The organism is Ideonella benzenivorans (assembly GCF_020387415.1).
In the GTDB taxonomy this organism is placed as follows: Bacteria; Pseudomonadota; Gammaproteobacteria; order Burkholderiales; family Burkholderiaceae_C; genus Ideonella; species Ideonella benzenivorans.
Window position 1 is genome coordinate 584,601 of the sequence record NZ_JAGWCB010000007.1, and the last position, 22,069, is coordinate 606,669.

Below are 22,069 nucleotides of genomic sequence, written 5' to 3' on the forward strand. Positions count from 1 at the left end.
CCCGGCATGACAGACCCCTCCCCAACGAAAAAGGGCCGCTGCGCCATGCACCGGCCCTTCCGGGGTTCGCGGGGGAACGCGTTCAGCGCGGCAGTTCGATCTGCAGCGCCGCCGCCTCGGCCGGCGCCTCCTGGGTCAGCCACCAGGGATGGGCGGACTCATAGCCCAGGTCCATTTCGGTGCTGTCGGCCGGGCCGACCACGACCGGTTTGCGGCGGGACCACCAGCGGCGTTGAACAGTGGACGCGGCCGGAGCGGTGACGGGGCGGTTCGCGGGCAGGTTCATGGCGATCTCCTGGAGCGGTTGGCAGGTCGTTGGTGGTGTCAAATCAAGGGAGTACTACAGAGCCCCATGGTTTCACTTTAGAAGCGACTCGGTCACGCCAGCGTCGGCTCATCCCCAAACGGAATGTAGGAATTTGCCTGACCCGATGTCCCCGTTCCCTTCCTCAGGCTCAGGGCCTGAGCCCCAACCCGTCGAGAATCCATCGTTGCCCTGTCTATCGTCCTCTGTAAAGCAATGTTGAGGGCTGTTTCCTTTCGGAGCTTGTTCATTTGTCACGCTTTCTGCACACCGCCGACTGGCAGATCGGTCGCCTGTTCCAGACGTTGCATGCCGACAACGCCGTGCCGCTCGCCGAGGCCCGGCTGAGCGTCGTCGAGCGCCTGGCCGCGCTGGCCACCGAGCACCGGGTGGACGCGGTGCTGGTCGCCGGCGACGTCTTTGACGCGCAGACCGTCAGTGAGCGCACCGTGCGCCGCCTGTTCAACGCGATGGCCGGCTATGCGGGGCCCTGGCTGCTGCTGCCGGGCAACCACGACGCTGCTCTGGCCGAGAGCGTCTGGACCCGGGCCGAGCGGCTGGGGGTGGTCTCGCCCAACGTGCACCTGCTGCTGGCGCCGGAGGTCCGGCTGTTCCCGGCCGCGGGCTTCGCGGTGCTGCCGGCCCCGCTGACCCAGCGCCACACCTTTGCCGACACCACCCAGTGGTTCGACACGGCCGAGACCCCGGCCGGCCTGCTGCGCATCGGCCTGGCCCATGGCAGCGTGCAGGGCCTGCTGGCCGAGGACATCGACGCCCCCAACCCGATCGCGCCGGACCGGCCCGACACCGCCCGGCTGGACTACCTGGCGATGGGTGACTGGCACGGCTGCAAGATCGTCAGCCCCCGGCTGGCCTACAGCGGCACCCCCGAGCCGGACCGTTTCCGCTCGGCCGAGGCCGGCCAGGCCCTGCTGGTGGAGCTGGCGGCGCCCGGCGCGCAGCCGGTGATCACCCCGCTGGCGGTGGGCCAGTTCCGCTGGGACAGCTGGCCGGTGGCCCTGCAGGTGGCCAGTGACCTGGACGCCCTGCTGGCCCGGCTGGACGCCCTGGGCCCGCGCGACGTGGTGGACCTGCGGGTGAGCGGCCAGGCCGACCTGGCGGCGCTGCAGCGGCTGCAGGCCGCGCTGGCCCGGGCCGAGGCCCGCGCCCGCCACCTGCAGGCCGATCTGACGGACCTGCGCCTGCTGCCGACCGACGAGGACCTGGCTGCGCTGCAGGCCGACGGCTACCTGGGCGAGGTGCTGGCCGAGCTGCGCGACACCCTGGGCACGCCGGGGTTGGACGAGGCGGCCCGCCAGACCGCTCAGGACGCGCTGGCGCTGCTGGCCGCCGAGCTGCTGGACCGGCCCACGCCGGCCGACCTGCAGGAGGGCCATTGAGATGACACCGCCCCTCACCCTCCCCACTGCCGCCACCGGCCTGCAGCTGACCCGGCTGCGCGTCGACCAGCTGCGGCGCTTTCGCCAGCCCTTCGAGCTGACCGACCTGACGCCGGGCCTGAACATCCTGGCCGGGCCCAACGAGGCCGGCAAGAGCACGCTGGTGCGGGCCATCCGCGCCGCGTTCTTCGAGCGCCACCGCTCCAACGCGGCCGAGCACCTGCGTCCGCACGGCGACAGCGCGGCCGCGCCCACGGTGGAGCTGGACTTCGTGCTCGATGGCCAGCCCGGCCAGCTGCGCAAGACCTTCCTGGCCCGCAAGCGCTGCGAACTGACGCTGGACGGCCAGCACCACGAGGGAGCCGACGCCGAGGACGTGCTGGCCCAGCGTTTCGGCTTTTCTTACGCGCTCAAGGGCGAGAGCAAGCCGCAGCACTGGGGCATTCCGGGCCTGCTGTGGGTCGAGCAGGGCGAGGGCCAGCACCTGGAGGTGGAGCCGGCACGCGATTACCTGCATGACGCCCTGGCCGGCCAGGCGGGGGCGACCAGCGGGGCCCTGGCCGCCAGCGGCGGCGACGAGCTGCTGGAGCGGCTGCGGGCCCAGCGCCACCAGCTGCTGACGCCCAAGGGCGGCGCCCCGACGGGCGAGTTGGCCCAGCTGATCAAGCAGCGCGAGGCCCTGGACGCCGAGCTGACCGAGCTGGCGGCGCAGGTGCAGACCTACCAGCAGCAGGTCGACCAGCTGGCCACGCTGCGCCAGCAGCATGCCGCCGACGAGGCCGCCCGGCCCTGGGATGCCTTGCAGACCCAGCTGGACACCGCCCAGACCCAGCAGCTGGCCTTGCAGGCCCGTCAGCAGCAGCTGGCTGCTGACCAGGCTCGACATGGTCAGTTGGTGCAGGCCCGCGAGCTGCTGCTGACCCAGCTGGCCCAGGGCCAGCAGCTGCAGGCCGCCGCGGACCAGCGGGCCCAGGCCCTGACGGCGGCGGCGGCGGCCGAAGCGGTGGCGCAGGCCGCGGCGCAGGCGGCCCAGGCCCCCTGCCAGGCGGCCCAGGCCCGCACGGCGGCGGCCCGCGAGGCGCTGCGTCTGGCTCGGCAGGAGGCCCAGCGCCGCCAGCTGGCCCAGCAGTGCGAGGACGCTCGGGCCCGGGTGGCCCAGGGCAGCGAGGCCCTGCGCCAGGCTGAGGCGGCCCAGCAGCAGCTCGATGCGCTGCGCCGCCAGCCGGCGGCGCAAGCCTGGACGGCCGCGCAGCTGGCCGAGCTGCGGCGGCTGGACCGGGCCTGGCGGGACGCGGAACTGCGACGTCAGGCCGTGGCCACCCGGCTGCAGTTCGTGCTGGACCCCGGCCAGGCCCTGAGCCTGCAGACGGCGGCCGGGCCGGTGGCCCTGCAGGGCACCGGGGAACAGCTGCTGGATGCGCCGGCCCGGTTGAACCTGCCGGGCCTGGGCCAGCTGACCATCGCCCCGGGCGGGCAGGACCTGGCCGAGCGCGCGGCCGCCCAGGCCGAGGCGCAGGCGGCGCTGCAGGCGGCCCTGCAGCGCCTGGGCCTGGCCGACTTGGCCGAGGCCGAGGCCCGCCAGGTGGCCCATGCCGAGTGGCTGACCCGTTTCAAGCTGGCCGAGCAGGCCTTGGCCAACGTGGCGCCGCGGGGGCTGGAGGCCTTGCGCGCCGGGCTGGCCGAGACCCAAGGCCAGCGCCAGCAGCTGGAGGCGGCCCTGAACCGCCTGCCCGCGGCCCCCGCCGAGCCGGTGGCCCCGCCGGAGGCGGCCGAGCAGGCGTTGGACGCCGCGGTGCAGACCGAGCAGGCTGCGCAGCAGCGGTTGCACCAGGCCCAGGCCGCGCTGGCGGCCGCCCAGACCGGCCACACCGCGGCCGGGCAGGAGCACCAGGCGGTGCAGGCAGCGCTGGCCGATCCGGCCCGCCAGGCCCGCGAGGCCCAGGCCCAGGCGCAGCTGCTGGCCACGCAGGCCGAGCTGGCCGCGCTGGCCGCCCGCATCGAGCAGGCCCAGGCCGCGCTGCGCGAGGCCCGGCCCGACATCGTGGCCCAGGACATCGCCCGGCTGCAGGCCAGCATCGCCCAGTGGCACCGCCAGCACCAGCAACGCGCGGCAGACCTGCAGGTGCGCGCCGCCACGCTGCAGCAGGCCGGCGCACTGGGCCTGGAGGAGCAACGCGACACGCTGGCCGGTGAACGGGCCCGGGTGGACCGCCGGGTGACGGAGCTGCAGCGCCGCGCCCGCGCGCTGGACTGGCTGTGCCGCACGCTGGACGCCAAGCGCCAGGCCACGCTGGCCCGCCTGCAGGCGCCACTGCAGCAGCGCCTGCAGCACTACCTGCCGTTGCTGCTGCCGGGCGCGCGGGTGGAGATCACCGAGGCGCTGGCGCCGGGCCAGCTGCTGCGCCCCGGGCCTCAGGGCCTGCCCGAGGTGGGCACGGTGGGTGACCTCAGTTTTGGTGCCCGCGAGCAGTTGGGCCTGATTGCCCGCTTCGCCTATGCCGACCTGCTGCGTGAGGCTGGCCGGCCCACGCTGCTGATCCTGGACGATGCGCTGGTGCACAGTGACGCCGGCCGGCTGGCGCAGATGAAGCGGGTGCTGTTCGACGCCGCCCAGCGCCACCAGGTGCTGCTGTTCACCTGCCACCCCGAGGATTGGCAGGACATGGGCGTGCCGCTGCGGCGGCTGGCGCCCTGACCAGGACAGGCCGGCCTCAGAAGGTGTAGCCGGCGTTCAGGCCCAGCAGCCAGGTGCGGCCCGGGGCGGGCTCGAAGAAGCGGCTGTTGCCCTCGTTGACGATGACCGAGCCGGCGTCGTGCCGGTCGCCCACGTTGTCCAGGCGGGCGAACTCGCGCAGCGTCCAGCCGCCGGCCTTCTGTGTCCAGGAGACCCGCAGGTTGGCCGCGCCATGGGCCGGCGCGGCATCGCTGTTGCGGTCGTCCACGTAGACCTTGCCCACCTGACGGAACTCCACCGCAGTCTCAAAGCCGGTATGGGCGGGGCGCCAGGCCAGTTCGGCATAGAGCGTCAAGTCCGGAATCCCGGGAATGCGCTGGCCGGCAGCCACCGCCACCGAGGGCGTGGTGCAGGGCGCGGCGGTGCAGGTCAGGAAGCCGTCGCGGTAGCGGGCGTCCAGCGTGGCCAGCGCGGCGTACCACCACAGGTCGTGGCCCAGCGGGCCGGTCACGCTCGCGTCCAGCCCCTGGCGCAGGGTGCGGCCCACGTTCTGGTAGGTGGAGCGGCCACCGCTGTTGGTCAGCACCGCGATCTCATCGCGGGTGCGGGCCTCGTAGTACGCGATGTTGGCCAGCCAGGCGCCGGCCCAGGCATTCCAGCGGGTCTTGGCCCCGATCTCCCACTGACGGCTGGTGGCCGGCGAGAGCCCGAAGTTCAGGCCACCACCGCCCGGTCGGTAGGCCAGCTCGTTGAAGGTGGGGGTTTCGAAGCCACGGCCGAACGAGGCATACAGGTGCAGGTCGGGCGAGAGCTTGTACATCAGGCCGGCCACCGGGGTGGCCGCCTCGTCGGTGGTGCTGCCGCTGTCGTTGCCATTGCCCAGGTAGCGGTCCGAGGAGACGAAACCGACCTTCGAGTGGCGCAGGCCCAGCAGGGCATTCCAGTCCGCGGCGAAGGACCAGTTGGCTTGCAGGTACTGGTCGAAGCTGTTGACGCGGTTGAGCTCGTTGCGGCGCAGCGCGCCCTTGACACCGAGTTCGTCGGGGTCGGACGCCGGGCCGGTGAAACTCTGGAAGCCGCGGCGGTGTTCGTTCATCACGTCGTCGCTGAGGCCGGCGGTCACTTCCAGCGGCCGGCCCAGCAGATCGCCGGCGTGGGTCCAGCGCAGGTCCTGGCCCCAGAAGTTGCGGTGGAGGTCGATGACGCCGCCCGGGCTGGTGGCCGCCTGTTGGCTGGTGGCGGGGATGGACTGGTACTGCACCGTCTCGCGCTCGCCGTAGTAGCTGGTCCATTGCAGCCGGTCGTCGCGGCCCAGGCGCTGGTTCAGGATCAGGCCGGCCTGGCTCTGGTGGACCGATTTGCGGGTGTTGTAGAGCGTGGCCACGCTGGCCACCTGGCGCGGGTCGGCCTGCCAGTCGGCCCGGGTCAGGCCCAGCGGGTCCTGGGCTTCGGGCATGTCCACGCTGTTGAGCACCAGGGTCCAGCGGGTGTCTTCGCTGGCCTGCAGGCTGAACTTGCCGTTGAAGGTGCTGCGCTCGGCGGCGCTGTGCTCGCGGTAGCCATCGGTCTGGAAGCGGTTGGCGCTGATGGCGTATTGGGCCGCCCCCTGCTGGCCGCTGAGCTGCACCCCGACGCGGTGGGCATGGTCGCTGCCGAAGGCGGCGGAGACCTCGGCCACGGTGTCCGGGCCGCCATCCTGGGTGAAGACGTTGACCACCCCGCCGGAGGAATTGCCGTACAGCACCGAGAAGGGGCCGCGCAGCACCTCGATGCGCTCGGCCGAGGTGAGGTCGATGTGCGAGGTCTGGCCCTGGCCATCGGGCATGGTGGCCGGGATGCCGTCGACGAACAGGCGCAGGCCCCGCACGCCGAAGGTGGAGCGGGCGCCGAAGCCGCGCGAGGAGATCTGCAGGTCCTGGGCGTAGTTCTGGCGGTTCTGCGCCACGATGCCCGGCACCCGGGCCAGTGATTCCGACAGGTTGACCTGCAGCTGGCTGGCGTCCAGGGTGTCCGCGTCCAGCGCGTCGATCGAGGCTGGCACGTCGAAGGCGGGTTGGGCGCTGCGGGTGGCACTGACCACCACGGGGCCGAGTTCGGTTGGTTCAGCCTGGGCCTGCGTGCCCGCCAGGGCGATGGTCAGGGCGATGGGCCAGGGGTGGCCGCGTGGGGGCCGTCGATTCAGGGGGGACAGCAGGCAGGGCATGGCGGCCAGGTTCGGGACATCGGCAGGCCCCGGTGGGCCTGGACAGGCCGCCATTGCACCCGAGCCCGCTGCCGGCGTCCATCGAGGACAGCCCGCAGCCGGGCGTCATCCACCGCACCGGCACGGGAGGGAGCCAGGTGTGACTTTCTTGGGGGCCTGGCGGCATTTCGGTCGCATGGCTTTGCACGGCATGTCAGTTTTTTCTGACAATCCGGCTGCGGCGAAGATGCTGAAAACAGCCCGTCGCGTCAGGCCGGCCAGGGTGGTCGGTGCCATGCCAAGGAGCAGTACATCATGAGACAGACATGGAGCGTGCGCAGCCAGCTGCGGGCCGGTTTTGGCAGCCTGGCCCTGATCTGCATGCTGATCGCCGGGGGGGCGCTGTGGGGCCTCGACGAGGTCCACCGGTCGTTCGACCAGTATTTCAGCGGCGTTGACCAGCGGGCCCAGGCCGCGGACCACCTGGGCGATGCCATGAAGGCGCGGGCCATTGAGGCGCGCAACGCGGTGCTGGCCACCGACGATGCCGCGCGCCAGCATGCGCTGGTCGCGGCCCGCGGGGCCCACGCCACCGTGCAGCGCACGCTGGCGCAGTTCCGCACACTGGTGGACCAGAGCCGGGACATGTCTGCAACTGCCAAGGCCAAGGCCCAGGATCTGATGCAGGTGGAAGCCAGCTACGCGCCGGTGGCCCTGGGCATCCTGGATCTGGTGGCCCAGGGGGACCGGGATGGCGCGGTGCGCAAGCTGAACGCGGAATGCGCGCCCCTGCTGGTCCGCATGGACGGCGCGTTGGCGGCCTACAAGGACGTGACCGAGAAGCGGCAGCAGGCGTTGACTGCCGAGGCCATGCAGCTGACGGAGCGGGTGCAGTGGCTGCTGGGGGTGGTCGCGCTGGCGGCCGTGGTCGTGGCCGTGGGGCTGAGCGTGTGGATCGTCCGGCGCCTGGTGCAGGCTCTGGGGGCCGAACCCACGGTGCTCAGCGAGGTGGCGCGCCGCGTGGCCGAAGGTGACCTGAGCCAGATGGACCGCTCCCCGGTGCCCGCGGGCAGCGTGATGGCCTCGATGCAGCAGATGCAGGCTGGGTTGGTACGCCTGATCGGCGACGTTCGTCATTCGGCCGAGAGCATCGCCACCGCCTCGGCGCAGATCTCGGTGGGCAACCAGGACCTGTCGGGCCGCACCGAATCCCAGGCCTCGGCCCTGCAGCAGGCCAATGCGCAGATGGAAGAGATGAACGGCACGGTGCAGGCCAGCGCGGTCGGCGCGCGGGAGGCCAACCAGCTGGCCGGCCATGCCAGCCAGGCTGCGGCCCGCGGGGGCGAGGTGGTGAACCGGGTGGTGGACACCATGCAGGACATCGCCCAGGCCAGCCACCAGATCTCCGACATCATCGGTGTGATCGACGGCATCGCCTTCCAGACCAACATCCTGGCGCTGAACGCGGCCGTGGAAGCGGCCCGGGCGGGCGAACAGGGACGGGGCTTTGCGGTGGTGGCGGGCGAGGTGCGCAACCTGGCCGGGCGTTCGGCCGAGGCCGCGCGCGAGATCAAGTCGCTGATCGCCAACTCGGTCGAGAAGGTCGACGCCGGCAGCCGCCTGGTGGGCGAGGCGGGCGAAGCCATGCAGGACATCGTCACCCGCGTCGACAAGGTCAGCGCCTTGATCCGCGACATCGACAGTGCCACCGAGCAGCAGGCCGGCGGCATCCAGCAGATCAGCCAGGCGGTGGGCACGCTGGAACAGGGCACGCAGCAGAACGCGGCCCTGGTCGAGCAGAGCGCGGCGGCGGCCGAGAGCCTGCGTCACCAGGCCGCCGAGATGAACCGGATGGTGGCCACCTTCCGTCTGGCGCCGGCCGGGGCCGTCTGAGGACAGCGGGCAGACGCCACTGCCGCCACAATCGCGGCAGGAGGGTTCCGCCATGTCCAAGAAGTCCTATCCGCTCGCCAAGGTCTATGGTCTGCTGGAGACCGGGCCGGTGCTGCTGCTGACCACCCAGGACGGCCAGCAGGCCAATGTGATGACCCTGTCCTGGCACACCCTGCTGGAGTTCGAGCCACCGCAGCTGGGCTGCGTGGTCAGCGACCGGGGCTTTTCCCACCGGGCACTGCAGGCCACTGGCGAGGCGGTGCTGAACATCCCCACCGTGGAGATCGCCGAGCAGGTGGTGGGCTGCGGCAACACCACCGGCGCCGAGGTGGACAAGTTCGCACAGTTTGGCCTGACCCGGCGGGCGGCGCACCAGGTGGCGCCGCCGCTGATCGACGAGTGCTATGCCAGCCTCGAGTGCCGCTTGGTCGACACCGGCATGGTGTCGACCTACGGCTTGTACGTGCTGGAGGTGGTGGCCGCCTGGGTGGACCCGGCGGTGAGCGAGCCCCGCACGTTGCACCACCGCGGCTACGGCCACTTCATGGTGGCCGGCGAGAGCATCCACCTGCCGTCGCGCATGCGCTGAGCGGCGCCGCGCGGCCGGCGGGCGGGGTCACTTCATCTCGATCACGAACTCGCTGCGCGGGCGGCGCACCTTCTTCAGGTTGACCAGCCAGTCGCCCGGCGCATCGCGGTAGCCCAGCGGCAGCAGCACGACCGAGCGCAGGCCCTGGGCGCGCAGGCCCAGGATCTCGTCCACCTTGGTCGGCTCGAAGCCTTCCATCGGCGTGCAGTCCACCTGGGCCTCGGCGGCGGCGATCAGCGCGGTGCCCAGGCCGATGTAGGCCTGGCGGGCGGCGTGCTGGAAGTTGTCTTCCGGCGTGCGGTGCGGGTAGGTGGACAGCAGCTTCTGCCGGTAGGCCTCCCAGCCCTCGTTGCGGAAGCCGCGCTCCTCGTTGACCAGGTCGAACATCGCGTTGATGCGCTCGGGCGTGTAGTGGTCCCAGGCGGCGAACACCAGCAGGTGCGAGCAGTCGGTGATCTGGGACTGGTCCCAGGCGTAGGGGCGGATGCGGGCCTTCAGCTCGGCATTGGTCACCACCACCACGCTGTAGGGCTGCAGGCCGCTGGAGGTGGCCGTCAGGCGGATGGCCTCCAGGATGTGGTCGACGGTCTCGGCGGGCACGGCACGGGCCGGGTCCATCTTCTTGGTGGCGTAGCGCCACTGGAGCTGAGTCAGCAGGTCGGACATGAGGGCTTCAGTGAAGTTGCGGGAGACGCAGCCCAGGGGGGGCCGCGGTGCGATGCACTGTAGCCCTGCGCGGGATGTCCCTGCGTCCTGTCGCCGCGCGGGGCCTGTGCTAAGGGGCCAGCGCGAAGTCGACTGCGGCCAGCGCGTGCAGCGTGGTGGTGTCGAACACGGGCAGCGGCACGTCGGCCGGGCCCAGCAGCAGCGGCAGCTCGGTGCAGCCCAGCACCACGCCCTCGGCGCCCTGGCGGGCCAGCCGCTCGACGATGGCCTGCAGGGTCTGGCGCGAGCGATCCAGCACCTGGCCGCGACACAGCTCGTCGAAGATGATCTGGTGCACGGCGTTCCGGTCCGCGGCCTCGGGCACCAGGGTCTCAATGCCGGCGCGGGCCAGGTGCTCGCGGTAGAAGGGCTGCTCCATCGTGTAGCGCGTGCCCAGCAGGGCCACCCGGCGGCAGCCGGCCCGGCCGATGGCCGCGGCGGTGGCGTCGGCGATGTGCAGCAGCGGAACCGAGACGGCCGCCTGCACCTGCGGAGCCACCTTGTGCATGGTGTTGGTGGCGATCAGCACGCAGTCCGCGCCGGCGTGGGCCAGCCCCTGCGCCGCCGCGCCCAGCAGCCGGGCCAGGCCGTCCCAGTCGTCGGCCTGCTGGCCGGCCGCCACCTGGGCAAAGTCCAGGCTGCACAGCTGGATGCGGCCCGAGTGCAGGCCGCCCAGCCGGTGGGCCACCTCGCGGTTGATGGTTTGGTAGTACAGCACGGTGGATTCCCAGCTCATGCCGCCGATCAGGCCGATGGATTTCATGGTGCGTGACACGATGGAGCAGATGATGGGGAGCATTTTGTGTCGCAGCACCTTGAATGAATTTGCCATCCGTGTCGTTGGATAGTCTGGAAAGAGAAGAAAATTCCAACCATGCCCCATGACATGAAACTGGATGCCATCGACTGCCGCATCCTGGCCCTGCTGCAGGTGGATGCGACGCTGCCGGTGGCCGAGATCGCCACGCAGGTGGGCCTGTCGTCGACTCCTTGCTGGCGGCGCATCCAGCGCCTGCGCGCGTCGGGCGTCATCCAGCGCCAGGTGGCCCTGGTCGACCCGCGGCGGGTCAACCTGCCGGTCACGGTGTTCGTCACCATCCGCACCCGGGACCATTCCGAGGCTTGGTTTGAGCGTTTCCGCACCAGCATCACGCTGATTCCCGAGGTGGTGGAGTTCTTCCGCATGAGCGGGGACATCGACTACCTGCTGCGGGTCGTGGTGCCCGACATCGCGGCCTATGACCGGGTCTACAAGCGGCTGATCGCGGACAACGCGCTGTCGGACGTGAGCTCCAGCTTCGCGATGGAGGAGATCAAGTTCACCACCGCGCTGCCCCTGGGCTACGTGCCCTGAACGGACCCTGTGCACATGCTGTCTCTGCTCATCAGCCAGTTCCTGATCTACGCGCTGGCCTGGAGCGTGGGCGCGGCGCTGCTGCGCGAGGAACGGCGCGCCGTGCTGTGGTGGGCCAGCTATTGCCTGCTGCAGGCCCTGGGGCTGGACTGGATGATCCGGTACGCGCCGCCGGACGGCACGATCGCGCCGGCGGCGGCGGTGGTGATGCTGGCCGGCTATGCCTGTGCCGACCTGGGCATCGACGCCTTTGTCCACGGCCGGGTCCGGCGGGCGGGGCTGTGGGTGGGGGCGGGCCTGGCGGGCCTGCTGTGGCAATGGGCTGGCGTGTCCGGCGGCTGGTCCGCGGCCCGGCTGGGCATCGGGTACAACCTGTGCGTGGCGGCTTTGCTGGCGCTGCCGCTGGTCGTCCTGGGGCCGGCGCTGCGGCGGGAGTTCCGCTTCTGGGGCTGGCTGGCCCTGGCACCGGGGGGCTTGATGTGCCTGTTCGCGCTGCTGCGCACCGGGGTGCTGATCCTCCACCCGGAAGACGTGCTGCACGCGGCGGCGCCCGGTGTGCTGGAGGCGCTGCTGCAGTCCACCCTGTGGGCAGCGGGAGCCTTCAACATCGCCTTTCTCGGGCTGGTGCTGGGGCGGCTGGTGCGGCAGCTGCACAGCCGGCTGGATACGGATCCCCTGACCGGGCTGATCAGCCGGGCCGGGCTGGAGCGGCGGCTGGCCGAGGCCTGGGCGGCCAGCCTGCGCCACGAGACGCCGCTGACCCTCGCCTTCATCGACATCGACGACTTCAAGACGATCAACGACACCGGCGGCCACGCCCTGGGGGACCGGGCGATCCAGGCGGTGGGGCGGGCGCTGCATCAGCAGGCCCGGGAGACCGATGCCGTGGGGCGCTGGGGCGGCGACGAGTTCCTGATCCTGATGCCGCAGACCTCGACCGCAGCGGCCGAGGCCGCGGTTCACCGCCTGCGGCGGCAGGTGCGGGGTTGCCGCCTGTCCGGCCTGCTGGCCGAGCGTTCGTTGGAGCTGAGCATCGGGCTGGCCACCCGCAGCGAGCAGGACCGGGACATGCTCGCCCTGGTGCGGCGCGCGGACGCCGCGATGTACCGCTGCAAGCAGGCCCGCAAGGCCGGGGCCGACCCGGACGGCCGTGTCAAGGCTTGACAAGCGGGAATGCCGTGATCGCCGCGGCAGAGCGCAAACGCTCCATTTTGAGGCAATCCAGGCCGCCGGACGGGCTGACAAGGGCTTGCGTCGCCCCTCCCGGGTTTATCCACAGGCTTGTCCCCCCAGACTGTGGAGGGATGGGGGCGCAGCTCGCTTCGGGCCTGCCATTTTTTGCAGCAATGTGACGGAAGGCCCTTCAAATCAAGCACTTGGGAAGGGAGGTCAGGCCTTGTCCACAGGCTTGTCCAGCGTCGGTGTGGATCCTCGCTGCTCCAAAACCAAGAGAACTTATCGGGTATTGGCGGCGCGATTCAGTTGCTGCAACCGGTCGGCGCGCCGGGGGTGACGCTGAAAGTTGCGGCGTACTGCAGGCTGCCATCGGCCGAGGTGAACTGCTGCAGCACCGGCACCGTGGCGCCCGGGAACGCAGGGGCCTCCACCCGGGGGTGCTCGAAGCTGTAGAGCGTGGGGTCGAAGCTGGCGTGCGTGCCCTGGTCGGTGCACTTCCAGCCGGCGTTGGCGGTGGTCTTGGCCTGCAGCACCCAGATGTTGTAGCCCACGTTGGTGGCGATGCCGATGCGGTCGCTGCCCAAGGACATCAGCTGGGCGTAGGTGGGCTTGGCGCTGCTGCTGCCGGTGCCCAGCACCAGCTGGGGCGCGGCGTACCACTGGCCCGTCGTGGCGTCACGCCGGTCCACATAGAGCAGCCCGTTGTCCGTGAAGGCGGCGAACAGGTTGCCCGCGGCGTCCACCACCGTGCTGAAGTGGCTGGACATCAGGTCCTTGTCCGGTGTGCCGGGCAGCAGGGTGGCGGCCGCGCCCCAGGCCAGATCGGCGCCGCCCTTCAGCGGGCGTTCCTGCCAGTAGATGGTGGGGCCGACGCTGTAGAGCATGCCGATGCCGCTGGGCAGCGTGACCAGGCGGGCGCTGCGCTTGTCGGCACCAAACGGATAGGTGCTGTCGTTGGCGCCGAAGAACTGCTGGGCGCTGGCCCAGGTGCCCTTGCTGGCCGACTTGCGGTAGAGCACGATGCCGGCGTTGCCGGTGCTGCTGTCCTCCTGCACATAGGCCACCCAGGTGTTGCCGTTGGCATCCACCGTGAAGCTGGGGTTGACCGCGGTGAAGGTCCTGCCGGCGCGGGGCACCTTCTCGACCGTGAAGGACGACCAGGACAGGCTGGCCGGGTCGTAGGTGGCGGTGGCCAGGCGCACGAAGCCGTCGCTGCCCTGGTAGACCACGGTGAGCAGGTTGCCCACCAGCGCCACGTCGGAGACGCTGTTGCTGTCGGTATAGCCCAGCTTGTGCTGCGCCGTCCAGACCAGCCCATCGGCCGACGAGCGCAGGAACAGCGCGGCCTTGGCGCCGCCCTGGGTGCCCAGGTTGGCCAGCAGGTGCTGGCGCCCGTCCGCCGTCACGAACAGGTGGCGCTGGTGGCGGTAGGACACCAGCCGGTCGGCGTCGCTGAGGATGTTGGTCTGGGTCACCTCGACGGCATGCGCCGGGGCGACGAGCACGGCGGCCAGCGCGACGGTGCTGAGCAGGGCTTGGAGATGGAGCTTCACGGGGCAACCTCTTGACGGACAGGCGTCCGCCACGGCGGACCAACAGTCCGAGAGACTAACCAGCGGTTACCTTTGCCGTGTGTCTGCGGTCCCCAGACCGGCCCCTTGTTCTAGGGGGGCGGCCGCGCCAGCACCCTGGTGACGGCAACAAGTCACTGCACAGGGCTCAGCGGCGTCCGTTGCGCAGCACGATCTGGTCGTAGATGCCACCGTCGTCGAAGTGCTCCTTCTGCGCCTTCTTCCAGCCGCCGAAGAGTTCGTCCACGGTGAAGGTGCGCACTGCCGGGAAGTCCTTCGCGTAGGCCTTCAGGATCTTGGCGTTGCGGGGGCGCAGGTGGTGCTTGGCGGCCAGGGTCTGGCCTTCATCGGACCAGAGCCACTTCAGATAGGCCTCGGCCACGGCGCGCGTGCCGCGGCGGTCCACCACCTTGTCCACCACCGAGACGGGGTTCTCGGCCAGGATGGTCCATTCCGGGTAGATCACCTCGAAGTCGTTGCCGAACTCGGCGCGGATCAGCGGCACCTCGCTCTCGAAGGTGGCCAGTGCATCGCCCATCTTGCGCTGGGCGAAGGTGGTGGTGGCGGCGCGGCCGCCGCCGTCGAGCACCGGCACGTTGGCGAAGATGCGCTCCACCAGCGCCCGCGCCGCCGGCACGCCGGCACCGCCCTTGAGCGCCGCGCCCCAGGCGGCCAGGTAGGTGTAGCGGCCGTTGCCGGCCGTCTTGGGGTTGGGGATGATGACCGAGACACCGGGCTTGCCCAGGTCGGTCCAGCCTCGGATGTTCTTCGGGTTGCCCTTGCGCACCAGGATCACGGTGACCGAGGTGGTGGGCGCGCTGTGGTCCGGCAGGCGGCTGGCCCAGGTGGCCGGCACCAGCCCGCCGCGCTCGGCCAGGATGTCGATGTCGCTGGCCTGGTTCATCGTGATCACGTCGGCTTCCAGGCCATCGATCACGCTGCGGGCCTGCTTGCTGGAGCCGCCATGCGACTGCTTGAGCACCAGGTCCTGTCCGGCCGTCTTCTTCCAGTGGGCCGCAAAGGCCGCGTTGTAGTCCTTGTAGAACTCCCGCGAGACGTCATAGCTCGCGTTGAGCAGCGTCACGGGAGCCGCGGCATGGGCAGCCAGCGAGGCCCCCAGACCCAGAGCGGAAACAGCAGCCCATTGCAGGGCCAGGCGGCGGGAAACGGGAGAAGACATGCAGAACAACTTTCGATCGGGACGGCGCAGGTGGCGCTGGATTTCCGATTCTCGGGACCTGCTGCACCTGGCAGAACCATGTTTTCGTCATGAGCTTCTGCCGCCGGGTTGTGAGGATTTCAGCCGCGTCCCTTCCAGGGCACCAGGCGGCGCTCCAGCATCCGCATCAACAGGTCCAGCGCAAAGGCCACGGTGCCGATCACGAGGATGCCCATCACCACGATGTCGGTGCGCAGGAAGTTGGAGGCATTGAGCACCAGCTGGCCCAGGCCGAGGTTGGCGGCCACCATCTCTGCCGCCACCAGGGTGGTCCAGCCAAAGCCGATCGCGATGCGCATGCCGACCAGGATTTCCGGCAGGGCCGCCGGCAGCAGCACATGGCGCACCAGTTGCCAGGGGCTGGCGCCCATGCTGGCGGCGGCATGGATCTGCTCGGCACTGGCCTGGCGCATGCCGGAGCGCGCGGCCAGCGCCAACGGCGCGAAGCAGCTCAGGTAGATCAGCAGCACCTTGGGCAGCTCGTTGATGCCGCACCAGATGATGATCAGCGGCAGGTAGGCCAGCGGGGGCAGCGGGCGGTAGAACTCCAGCACCGGGTCCAGCACGCCGCGGGCCCAGCGCGAGCTGCCCATCGCAATGCCGGCCGGAATGGCGGTGACACAGGCCAGGCCGAAGGCCAGCAGCACCCGCCCCAGGCTGGCCCCCAGGTGGGCCCACAGGGACTGGTCATTGGCGCGGCCCCGTGCGTAGTCGCTCAGCTGGGCCCACACCGCGGCGGGCGAGGGCAGGAACAGCGGCTTGATCCAGCCGCTGGCCGTCACGCCCCACCAGCACAGCAACAGCAGCGTCACCGTGGCCAGGCTGATGGTGAGGCTGCGCCCTTCGCCAGGCTGGCGGAAGGCGCTGGTGGTGGTCGGGGCCGGCATCGCCGTGGCGGCAGCCCCGGTGTGGCGCGTGGGCGTGGCGGGCAGCCAGTCTGCGGGTGCCAGTGCGCCCCCGACCAGGTTCAGGGCCACCACCCGGGGGTGCAGGGACGGTTGTTCAGGCATGCAGGGCCTCCACGTCGGCGGGTGCCTGCGATGGGGGCGCCTGATGGATCAGCGCCAGCACCTCCTCGCGCAGGGCAATGAATTCGGGCAGGGACTTGATGTGCCGGGCCTGGCCTTCTGCCAGATAGCGGCGCGAGAACGGCAGGTCTTCAAACGTCCGCAAGACCCGGCCCGGGCTGGGTGTCATCACCACCAGACGGGTGGCCAGGAACAGGGCCTCCTCGACCGAGTGGGTGATGAAGAACACCAGCTTGCGCGTCTGGGCCCACACCTGCAGCAGGGTCTCCTGCACCTGTTCGCGGGTGAAAGCGTCCAGTGCGCCCAGCGGCTCGTCCATCAGCAGCAGGGCGGGGTCGTTGGCCAGCGCCCGGGCGATGCCCACGCGCTGCTGCTGCCCGCCGGACAGGGCCCAGACCGGCCGGTCACCGGCGTCGGCCAAACCCACCCGGGCCAGCTGGGCCTGGGCGATGGCCTGGCGCTCCCGGGCGGGCATGCCGCGCAGGCGCAGCCCCAGGGCCACGTTGTCCCGGGCGTTGAGCCAGGGCATCAGGGCATGCTTCTGGAACACCACGCCCCGCTCGGCACTCGGGCCACGGATCGGTTGTCCGTCGAGCGCCAGCGTGCCTTCGGTGGCCGGCAGAAAGCCGGCCAGGCAGTTCAGCAGCGTCGTCTTGCCGCAGCCAGAGGCCCCCAGCGCGACGACGAAATCGTCACCGGCGAGCTGCAGGTTCACGCCCTGCAGCGCCGTGACGGGCCCGTGGGCGCTGGCGTAGCGCACGCCCAGGTGGCGGATCTCCACGGTGGCCATGGCGCGTCCGGCTCAGCGGCCCAAGGCCTTGCGGGCGTAGGTCGTGGTGACGAAGGCGCTGTAGTCCGGCTTGAGCTCCTGCACGCGGCCCTGCTCCTTCAGGAACACGGCGGTGCGGGCCAGCGCCTTGGCAGCGCCGCCGCCCAGCCACTGGGCCGAGACCTGTTCCTGCAGGGTGGGGAAGCGGTACAGCGCCGTGGCGGCCGGCACCGCCTTGGGATCGGCCTTGCTCCACTTGGCGATGGCCTTCACCTCCGGGGTGTCCGGCGTCCAGTGGGCACCGTCCTTCCTGTAGCGGGCATCGGCGGCGGCCACGGCCTTCACCAGCGCGACGACGAAGGCCTCGTTCCGCGCGGCCCATTGGGCGTTGACGACCAGGCCGTCGAAGGTGGCGTACCCCTTCTTGCCCAGGCTGCCCGAGGTGGCGATGACCTGGCCCCCCGAGGCCTTGGCCTTGGCCAGGGCCGGGTCCCAGATGAAGGCGGCGTCGATGTCGCCCCGCTCCCAGGCGGCGGCGATCTCCGGCGGGCGCAGGTTGACGATGTTCACGTCCCTGGCGGGCACCCCGGCGTCCTTCAGACCGGCCAGCAATTGGTAGTGTGAGGTGGACACAAAGGGGGTGGCCACCTTCTTGCCCTTGAGGTCCTTCCAGCCGCGCACGCCGGACTCCTTGCGGACCACCAGGGCCTCGGCATCGGCGATGTCGTCCAGGATCCAGAACAGTCGGATGTCCTGACCCTGGCTGGCGGCGGCGGCGATCGGGCTGGAACCGGCCTCGCCGATCTGCACGTCGCCCGAGGCCATGGCGCGGATCACATCGCCCCCGCCGCCGAACTGACGCCAGGTGATCTTGTAGCCGGTGGCCTTTTCCAGTTCGCCGGACTCGATGACGGTGTGCAGCGGCACCAGCATGTCCTGGTAGGCGAAGGTGACCTCCTTGGTTTGCGACCAGGCGGCCACGGTGGAGAAGGTCAGAAGAGCGGCGGCCAGGGCCTGCCGGCGGGTGCGGAGCGGGGAAGACATGTGGTGGTTTTGGGGAACTGCCTGTGAAGGCTTTCATTCTGGAAACCGGTCTTGCGGCGCGGAACGAATGAAAACGTGCTTCCAAGAACGAAAAAGGCGTGGCTGCGGGGCCGTGGAGGCCGGATGGGGCTCGCCCGCCCTGGGGCGTTGGGGCGGCGTGGGACGGTCGGTCGTGCGGGCCAGCGCACCCACCAGGGCCTCACCCAGCGGCCAGGGGCCGTGCCCTGAATCGACATTGATGTGGCCGGCCAGGCCGGCATCCCAGACCGCGGCGCCCCAGCGGTGGGCCTGGTCGCGGGCCTCGCCCTCGGCGAACCAGGGGTCGTTGCGGCTGGTCACCACCGTGGTGGGAAAGGGCAGGGGCGCATCGAAGTGTGCGGCGTCCAGGCAGAACCGCCCCGGGTTGGCCGGAGCCACCAGCAGGGCGGCACGGATGCGGTGGCTGCCATGGCGGCGGGCCCAATGGGCGGCGGTCAGGCAGCCGAAGCTGTGGGCCACGATCAGCCACTGGGCGTCCGGCTCGGACCGGTAGGCCTGCTCCAGGCAGTCGGCCCAGTCGTCCAGCTGAGGGGTGTCCCAATCGCCCACCTGCATGCGCCGTGAACCGGCATGACGGGCCTCCAGCCAGCTTTGCCAATGGGTGGGGCCGCTGCCGTGCAGCCCGGGAACGACGAGGAGGCGGGGGGTGGGCAGAACTGGCATGGCGGGCAGGGCTGGAGCGAATGGGCCGCATCTTGAACGGGCCACCGGCACCGGCCAACGAATGAAACGGCGGCTGCATATGCGGGGGGCAAACATGGCGGACGGCGTGCTGCCCGGGTTTGTCAAGGCTTGACAAGCGGTTTCCGGCGCCGATCGCGTCAAGGGGCGATCTGCCTCATCTTGTGGCAATCCAGAACTCCCGGCGGACTGACAAGGGCTTGGCGGCGCCCTCACCCGTTTATCCACAGGCTTGTCCAGCGCCACTGTGGACGCCGGCAAAACGGGTGCCAAACGCACTGCCGTTTTTTAAGGCAATGTGACAAAACCACTGGTCCATCAGCCACTTGGGGCGTCCGGTCAGGGCTTGTCCACAGGCTTGTCCAACCGCACTGTGGATCGGCGCGGCCCGAGTAACCAGGCTGTCAGGTCGGCTATTCGTGCCACGTCAGGCCGGGATGTCCGGCATCGTCGCGGTTCGTGTCCGCTGGTGGTCCAATGCCGCATGGCTGGCTTTGGGAGCAAGGACATGAACCCTCGGCAGGGATGGGCGCTGCTGGCGCTGGTGGGGCTGACCGGCTGCAGCACCTGCGGCATTGATCCGCAGGTCGACACCACGTCTGACCGCGTTCAGGCCAAGCTGGGCACACCCAGCCGCGCCTGGACGCATGCCGACGGCAGCACCCGCTGGGCCTATGCCCATGGCGCCTACAGCCGGCAGACCTGCATGGTCGATTTCGATGCCCAGGGGCGGCTGCAGAAGGCCGAGAACGTGCTGGACGAGGCCCACTTCCTGCAGGTGAAGCCCGGCATGACGGCCGACGAGCTGGAACAGCTGCTGGGCCCGGCCGGCTGGACCTGGCAGGTGGCGTACCACCGCCAGACGGTCTGGTCCTACCGCTACGACAACCCGTTCTGCCAGGTGTTCCATGTCGGCCTGACGCCCGACGGCCATGTGGAAGACAGCGCCCACGGCCTGGACCCGATCTGCGATCACGACCATGACCGCTGACCCTTGGCTGTGCAGAAGAGACTGAAGAGACAATAGGCGGTTTTGTCAGAAGAACCCGGCCGCCGTCGACGCGGCCCGGGACGATGGAGCGAGACCCATGACCGTGCAGTGGTTCCCCGGGCACATGCATGCCACACGCAAGGCCATTGGCGAGCGGCTGAAGGCCGGCATCGACGTGGTCATCGAACTGCTGGATGCCCGCCTGCCGGGCTCCAGCAGCAACCCGCTGCTGGCGGAGATGACCCGTGGCAAGGCCGCGCTCAAGGTGCTGAACAAGCAGGACCTGGCCGACCCCGTGCGCACCGCGCTGTGGCTGGACCATTTCAACGCCCAGCCCGACACCCGCGCCATTGCGCTGGACGCCAGCGAGCGCGCGCCCGCCCAGCGCCTGGCCGCCGCCTGCCGCGAGCTGATGCCCCACCGCGGCGGCATGGACAAGCCGCTTCGCATCCTGATCTGCGGCGTGCCCAACGTCGGCAAATCCACGCTGATCAACACCCTGGTGGGCAAGAAGGCCACCAAGACCGGGGACGAGGCCGGCGTCACCAAGAACGAACAGCGCATCAACCTGGACAAGGGCGCCTACCTGTTCGACACGCCCGGCATGCTGTGGCCCAAGATCATCGTGCCCCAAAGCGGCTACCACCTGGCCGCGGCGGGTTCGGTGGGCCACAACGCCTACGACGACGAAGAGGTGGCGCTGGAACTGCTGGAGACGCTGCAGCCCGACTACCCCGGCCTGATCGAGGCCCGCTACAAGCTGCCCGCCGGCACCGCCGCGCTCAAGACCGAAGCCCTGCTCGAAGCCATCGCCCGCCAGCGTGGCGCGGTGCAGGCCGGCGGCCGGGTGAACCTGGCCAAGGCTGCCGAGCTGGTCATCAACGACTTCCGCACCGGCATCATCGGCCGCCTGACCCTGGAGACCCCCGAGGGCTTCGCCGCCTGGCGACAGGCGGCCGAAGTGGTGGAAGCGGCGCACCAGGCGCGCAAGCAGGACATGCAGAAGAAGCGCCGTGGTGACTGGCGCGGGGAGCGGCCGGAGGCGGGGGACTGAAGCGCGAGTGAGTCAGGGGGCGGCCGTGTGGCGGTTGCGATCATCGGTCGCAGCTGCTTGAGTGCCCGTTGTTTGCAATGAAGCAGTCGATGTCGCCGAAAGATGAACCGCCCCGGGACGGTTCAGTTCGGCCCACACCTGTGCCGGCCGCCTGAAACCCCACCCATTCAACTTCATCCAGATTCCCCCGTCCCCCTGGCAGCACCGCTGCCAGAGATACATCACAGGTCAGACCGGCGGCAGGCCAGTACTACCGGCGGAACTTGGCGAGGAGGGCGAAGAGCCAAGCCGCCAAGAACACGAAGAACACCACCAAACCAGCCGTGATGCCCGTGGTGGACAACACTGGCGGCCGGAGCGCATTGGCTCGAACCACCAGCCAATGCACATAAGCCAGGAAGAACGCGACTGCTACTGCAAACAATCGACCATGAGCCACGATGAACGCAACGGTGTTCTCGCGCCGTTCAGGGGCGAGCCAGTACTCGCGATTGGGGATGTTGAGGTTCGTGCCGCCTTGACCAGCAAGAGCCCCAGGGAGAAACGCCAGCAGTGACGGTAGTCCCAGGGCAAGCGCCAGCATGATGGCGACATACGCGCCGCGAGGCATGAAACCATTGGCGGCACCGTTGACCCCGAAGTGCGACGCGACAACTTCTGGCAGCGCGGAAGAACTGAGCCAGATGAACGCTGCGAGCACAGGCAGCAGTACCGAGAGGGCAAGGGTGCTGAACCGATGGTTCATGGGGACGCCTCACGAATTCACCGGGCCGGCGCGGTTTGCTGCGACCGGTCCGGTGGAATGATTGGTTGGGCACCAGCAGTCGAGCTTGATGCGACGGCGACTGGAATGACCGCTCTGGCCGGAGGGCAAGGCTCGGAGAGCGACGGGTCGATATTGAACGGCCCATACCAGTTGGAGACGCCAGCAAACCCGCCGTATTGGTAGACCCAAGCACGCTGTGAGCTGCTGTCGACGACCGCGGCGTAAAGCAGTTCGTCTGTGGCGCCAGGAGGTTCGTAGAGTGAGATCGTGCGGTATGAATCGCCTACGTCCTTGGGAAGCGTGGGAGGCCGTACAGCTTGTGAACGGCTTTCGATGGATGCCACGAGTCTTGTGAGAGGACAGGAAGCAGACGGAGGTTCTGCCGCGTTTGCGGTGGAGCAAACGATCGCAGCGGCGAGTGCAAAGGGGAAAGACTTCATGATGCCCAACGTGGAGCTAACCGGCGCTGCGCGGCTTTATCGCGCAGCGTCCGGTTGAGCGCAGGGTTAGCGGAGTAATCGGCCCGCCCGCGCCGCAAATCGTCCCGAAGAAACACGGGTTGGCGCAGCCGCTGGCGGCGTGGCAAGGTGGAACGTGGCGCCGGGGAAGACCGATATGGCAATGGTGCGT

General features: G+C 70.0%; 19 protein-coding genes. 8 read left to right on the forward strand and 11 right to left on the reverse strand.

The features are described 5' to 3' along the window. Positions 1-82: 82 nt before the first annotated feature. On the reverse strand, positions 83-286 hold the full coding sequence (locus KGA65_RS05630; RefSeq protein WP_225862152.1) for a hypothetical protein: 204 nt from the start codon (positions 284-286) through the stop codon (positions 83-85). A gap of 269 nt (positions 287-555) precedes the next feature. On the opposite strand from KGA65_RS05630, the gene KGA65_RS05635 reads away from it, so the two are divergent. Continuing rightward, positions 556-1,704: a metallophosphoesterase family protein gene (locus KGA65_RS05635; RefSeq protein ID WP_225862153.1), complete on the forward strand. Its 1,149-nt coding sequence runs from the start codon at positions 556-558 to the stop codon at positions 1,702-1,704. Position 1,705: 1 nt separating this feature from the next. Further along, on the forward strand, positions 1,706-4,399 hold the full coding sequence (locus tag KGA65_RS05640; protein WP_225862154.1) for an AAA family ATPase: 2,694 nt from the start codon (positions 1,706-1,708) through the stop codon (positions 4,397-4,399). 16 nt (positions 4,400-4,415) lie between these two features. Here the strand turns inward: KGA65_RS05640 and KGA65_RS05645 are convergent, their stop codons facing one another. Next, a complete protein-coding gene (locus KGA65_RS05645; RefSeq protein WP_225862155.1) occupies positions 4,416-6,581 on the reverse strand; it encodes a TonB-dependent receptor family protein in 2,166 nt (721 codons plus the stop codon). 294 nt (positions 6,582-6,875) lie between these two features. Here KGA65_RS05645 and KGA65_RS05650 point away from each other — a divergent pair, with 294 nt between their 5' ends. Together KGA65_RS05650 and KGA65_RS05655 are read left to right on the forward strand one after the other, a co-directional pair. After that, on the forward strand, positions 6,876-8,453 hold the full coding sequence (locus KGA65_RS05650; RefSeq protein WP_225862156.1) for a methyl-accepting chemotaxis protein: 1,578 nt from the start codon (positions 6,876-6,878) through the stop codon (positions 8,451-8,453). A 52-nt stretch (positions 8,454-8,505) separates the two neighbouring features. Continuing rightward, on the forward strand, positions 8,506-9,042 hold the full coding sequence (locus tag KGA65_RS05655; RefSeq protein WP_225862157.1) for a flavin reductase family protein: 537 nt from the start codon (positions 8,506-8,508) through the stop codon (positions 9,040-9,042). Between the two features lie 27 nt (positions 9,043-9,069). Here KGA65_RS05655 and KGA65_RS05660 read toward each other — a convergent pair whose 3' ends face one another. Together KGA65_RS05660 and KGA65_RS05665 are read right to left on the reverse strand one after the other, a co-directional pair. After that, positions 9,070-9,708, reverse strand: a complete 639-nt coding sequence (locus KGA65_RS05660) for an NAD(P)H-dependent oxidoreductase (RefSeq protein WP_225862158.1) — start codon at positions 9,706-9,708, stop codon at positions 9,070-9,072. 109 nt (positions 9,709-9,817) lie between these two features. Continuing rightward, the gene (locus tag KGA65_RS05665) at positions 9,818-10,510 is read right to left on the reverse strand and encodes an aspartate/glutamate racemase family protein (protein ID WP_225862159.1); all 693 of its coding nucleotides are present in this window, start codon (positions 10,508-10,510) and stop codon (positions 9,818-9,820) included. A 129-nt stretch (positions 10,511-10,639) separates the two neighbouring features. Between KGA65_RS05665 and KGA65_RS05670 the strand changes: the two genes are divergently transcribed. After that, positions 10,640-11,101, forward strand: coding sequence for an Lrp/AsnC family transcriptional regulator (locus KGA65_RS05670; RefSeq protein ID WP_310740941.1), 462 nt, complete (start codon positions 10,640-10,642; stop codon positions 11,099-11,101). 15 nt (positions 11,102-11,116) lie between these two features. Continuing rightward, complete coding sequence (locus KGA65_RS05675; RefSeq protein ID WP_225862161.1) at positions 11,117-12,265, forward strand: GGDEF domain-containing protein; 1,149 nt, start codon at positions 11,117-11,119, stop codon at positions 12,263-12,265. Between the two features lie 314 nt (positions 12,266-12,579). Here the strand turns inward: KGA65_RS05675 and KGA65_RS05680 are convergent, their stop codons facing one another. From KGA65_RS05680 to KGA65_RS05705, 6 genes are all read right to left on the reverse strand, one after another. Beyond that, a complete protein-coding gene (locus KGA65_RS05680) occupies positions 12,580-13,830 on the reverse strand; it encodes a hypothetical protein (RefSeq protein ID WP_225862162.1) in 1,251 nt (416 codons plus the stop codon). Between the two features lie 166 nt (positions 13,831-13,996). After that, positions 13,997-15,028: a sulfate ABC transporter substrate-binding protein gene (locus KGA65_RS05685; protein ID WP_225862163.1), complete on the reverse strand. Its 1,032-nt coding sequence runs from the start codon at positions 15,026-15,028 to the stop codon at positions 13,997-13,999. Positions 15,029-15,147: 119 nt separating this feature from the next. Beyond that, positions 15,148-15,954, reverse strand: a complete 807-nt coding sequence (locus KGA65_RS05690) for an ABC transporter permease subunit (RefSeq protein WP_225862192.1) — start codon at positions 15,952-15,954, stop codon at positions 15,148-15,150. A 115-nt stretch (positions 15,955-16,069) separates the two neighbouring features. After that, complete coding sequence (locus KGA65_RS05695; protein WP_225862164.1) at positions 16,070-16,885, reverse strand: taurine ABC transporter ATP-binding protein; 816 nt, start codon at positions 16,883-16,885, stop codon at positions 16,070-16,072. 12 nt (positions 16,886-16,897) lie between these two features. Then, positions 16,898-17,908, reverse strand: coding sequence for a taurine ABC transporter substrate-binding protein (tauA, locus tag KGA65_RS05700; RefSeq protein WP_225862165.1), 1,011 nt, complete (start codon positions 17,906-17,908; stop codon positions 16,898-16,900). Between the two features lie 33 nt (positions 17,909-17,941). Next, the gene (locus KGA65_RS05705) at positions 17,942-18,610 is read right to left on the reverse strand and encodes an RBBP9/YdeN family alpha/beta hydrolase (protein ID WP_225862166.1); all 669 of its coding nucleotides are present in this window, start codon (positions 18,608-18,610) and stop codon (positions 17,942-17,944) included. Between the two features lie 526 nt (positions 18,611-19,136). Here KGA65_RS05705 and KGA65_RS05710 point away from each other — a divergent pair. Further along, on the forward strand, positions 19,137-19,619 hold the full coding sequence (locus KGA65_RS05710; protein ID WP_225862167.1) for a hypothetical protein: 483 nt from the start codon (positions 19,137-19,139) through the stop codon (positions 19,617-19,619). A gap of 97 nt (positions 19,620-19,716) precedes the next feature. Continuing rightward, positions 19,717-20,673, forward strand: a complete 957-nt coding sequence (gene ylqF, locus KGA65_RS05715; protein ID WP_225862168.1) for a ribosome biogenesis GTPase YlqF — start codon at positions 19,717-19,719, stop codon at positions 20,671-20,673. Positions 20,674-20,923: 250 nt separating this feature from the next. Here the strand turns inward: ylqF and KGA65_RS05720 are convergent, their stop codons facing one another. Then, positions 20,924-21,418 carry a DUF1648 domain-containing protein gene (locus KGA65_RS05720; RefSeq protein ID WP_225862169.1) on the reverse strand — a complete coding sequence of 165 codons (495 nt, stop codon included), beginning with the start codon at positions 21,416-21,418 and terminating at the stop codon, positions 20,924-20,926. Positions 21,419-22,069 lie beyond the last annotated feature (651 nt).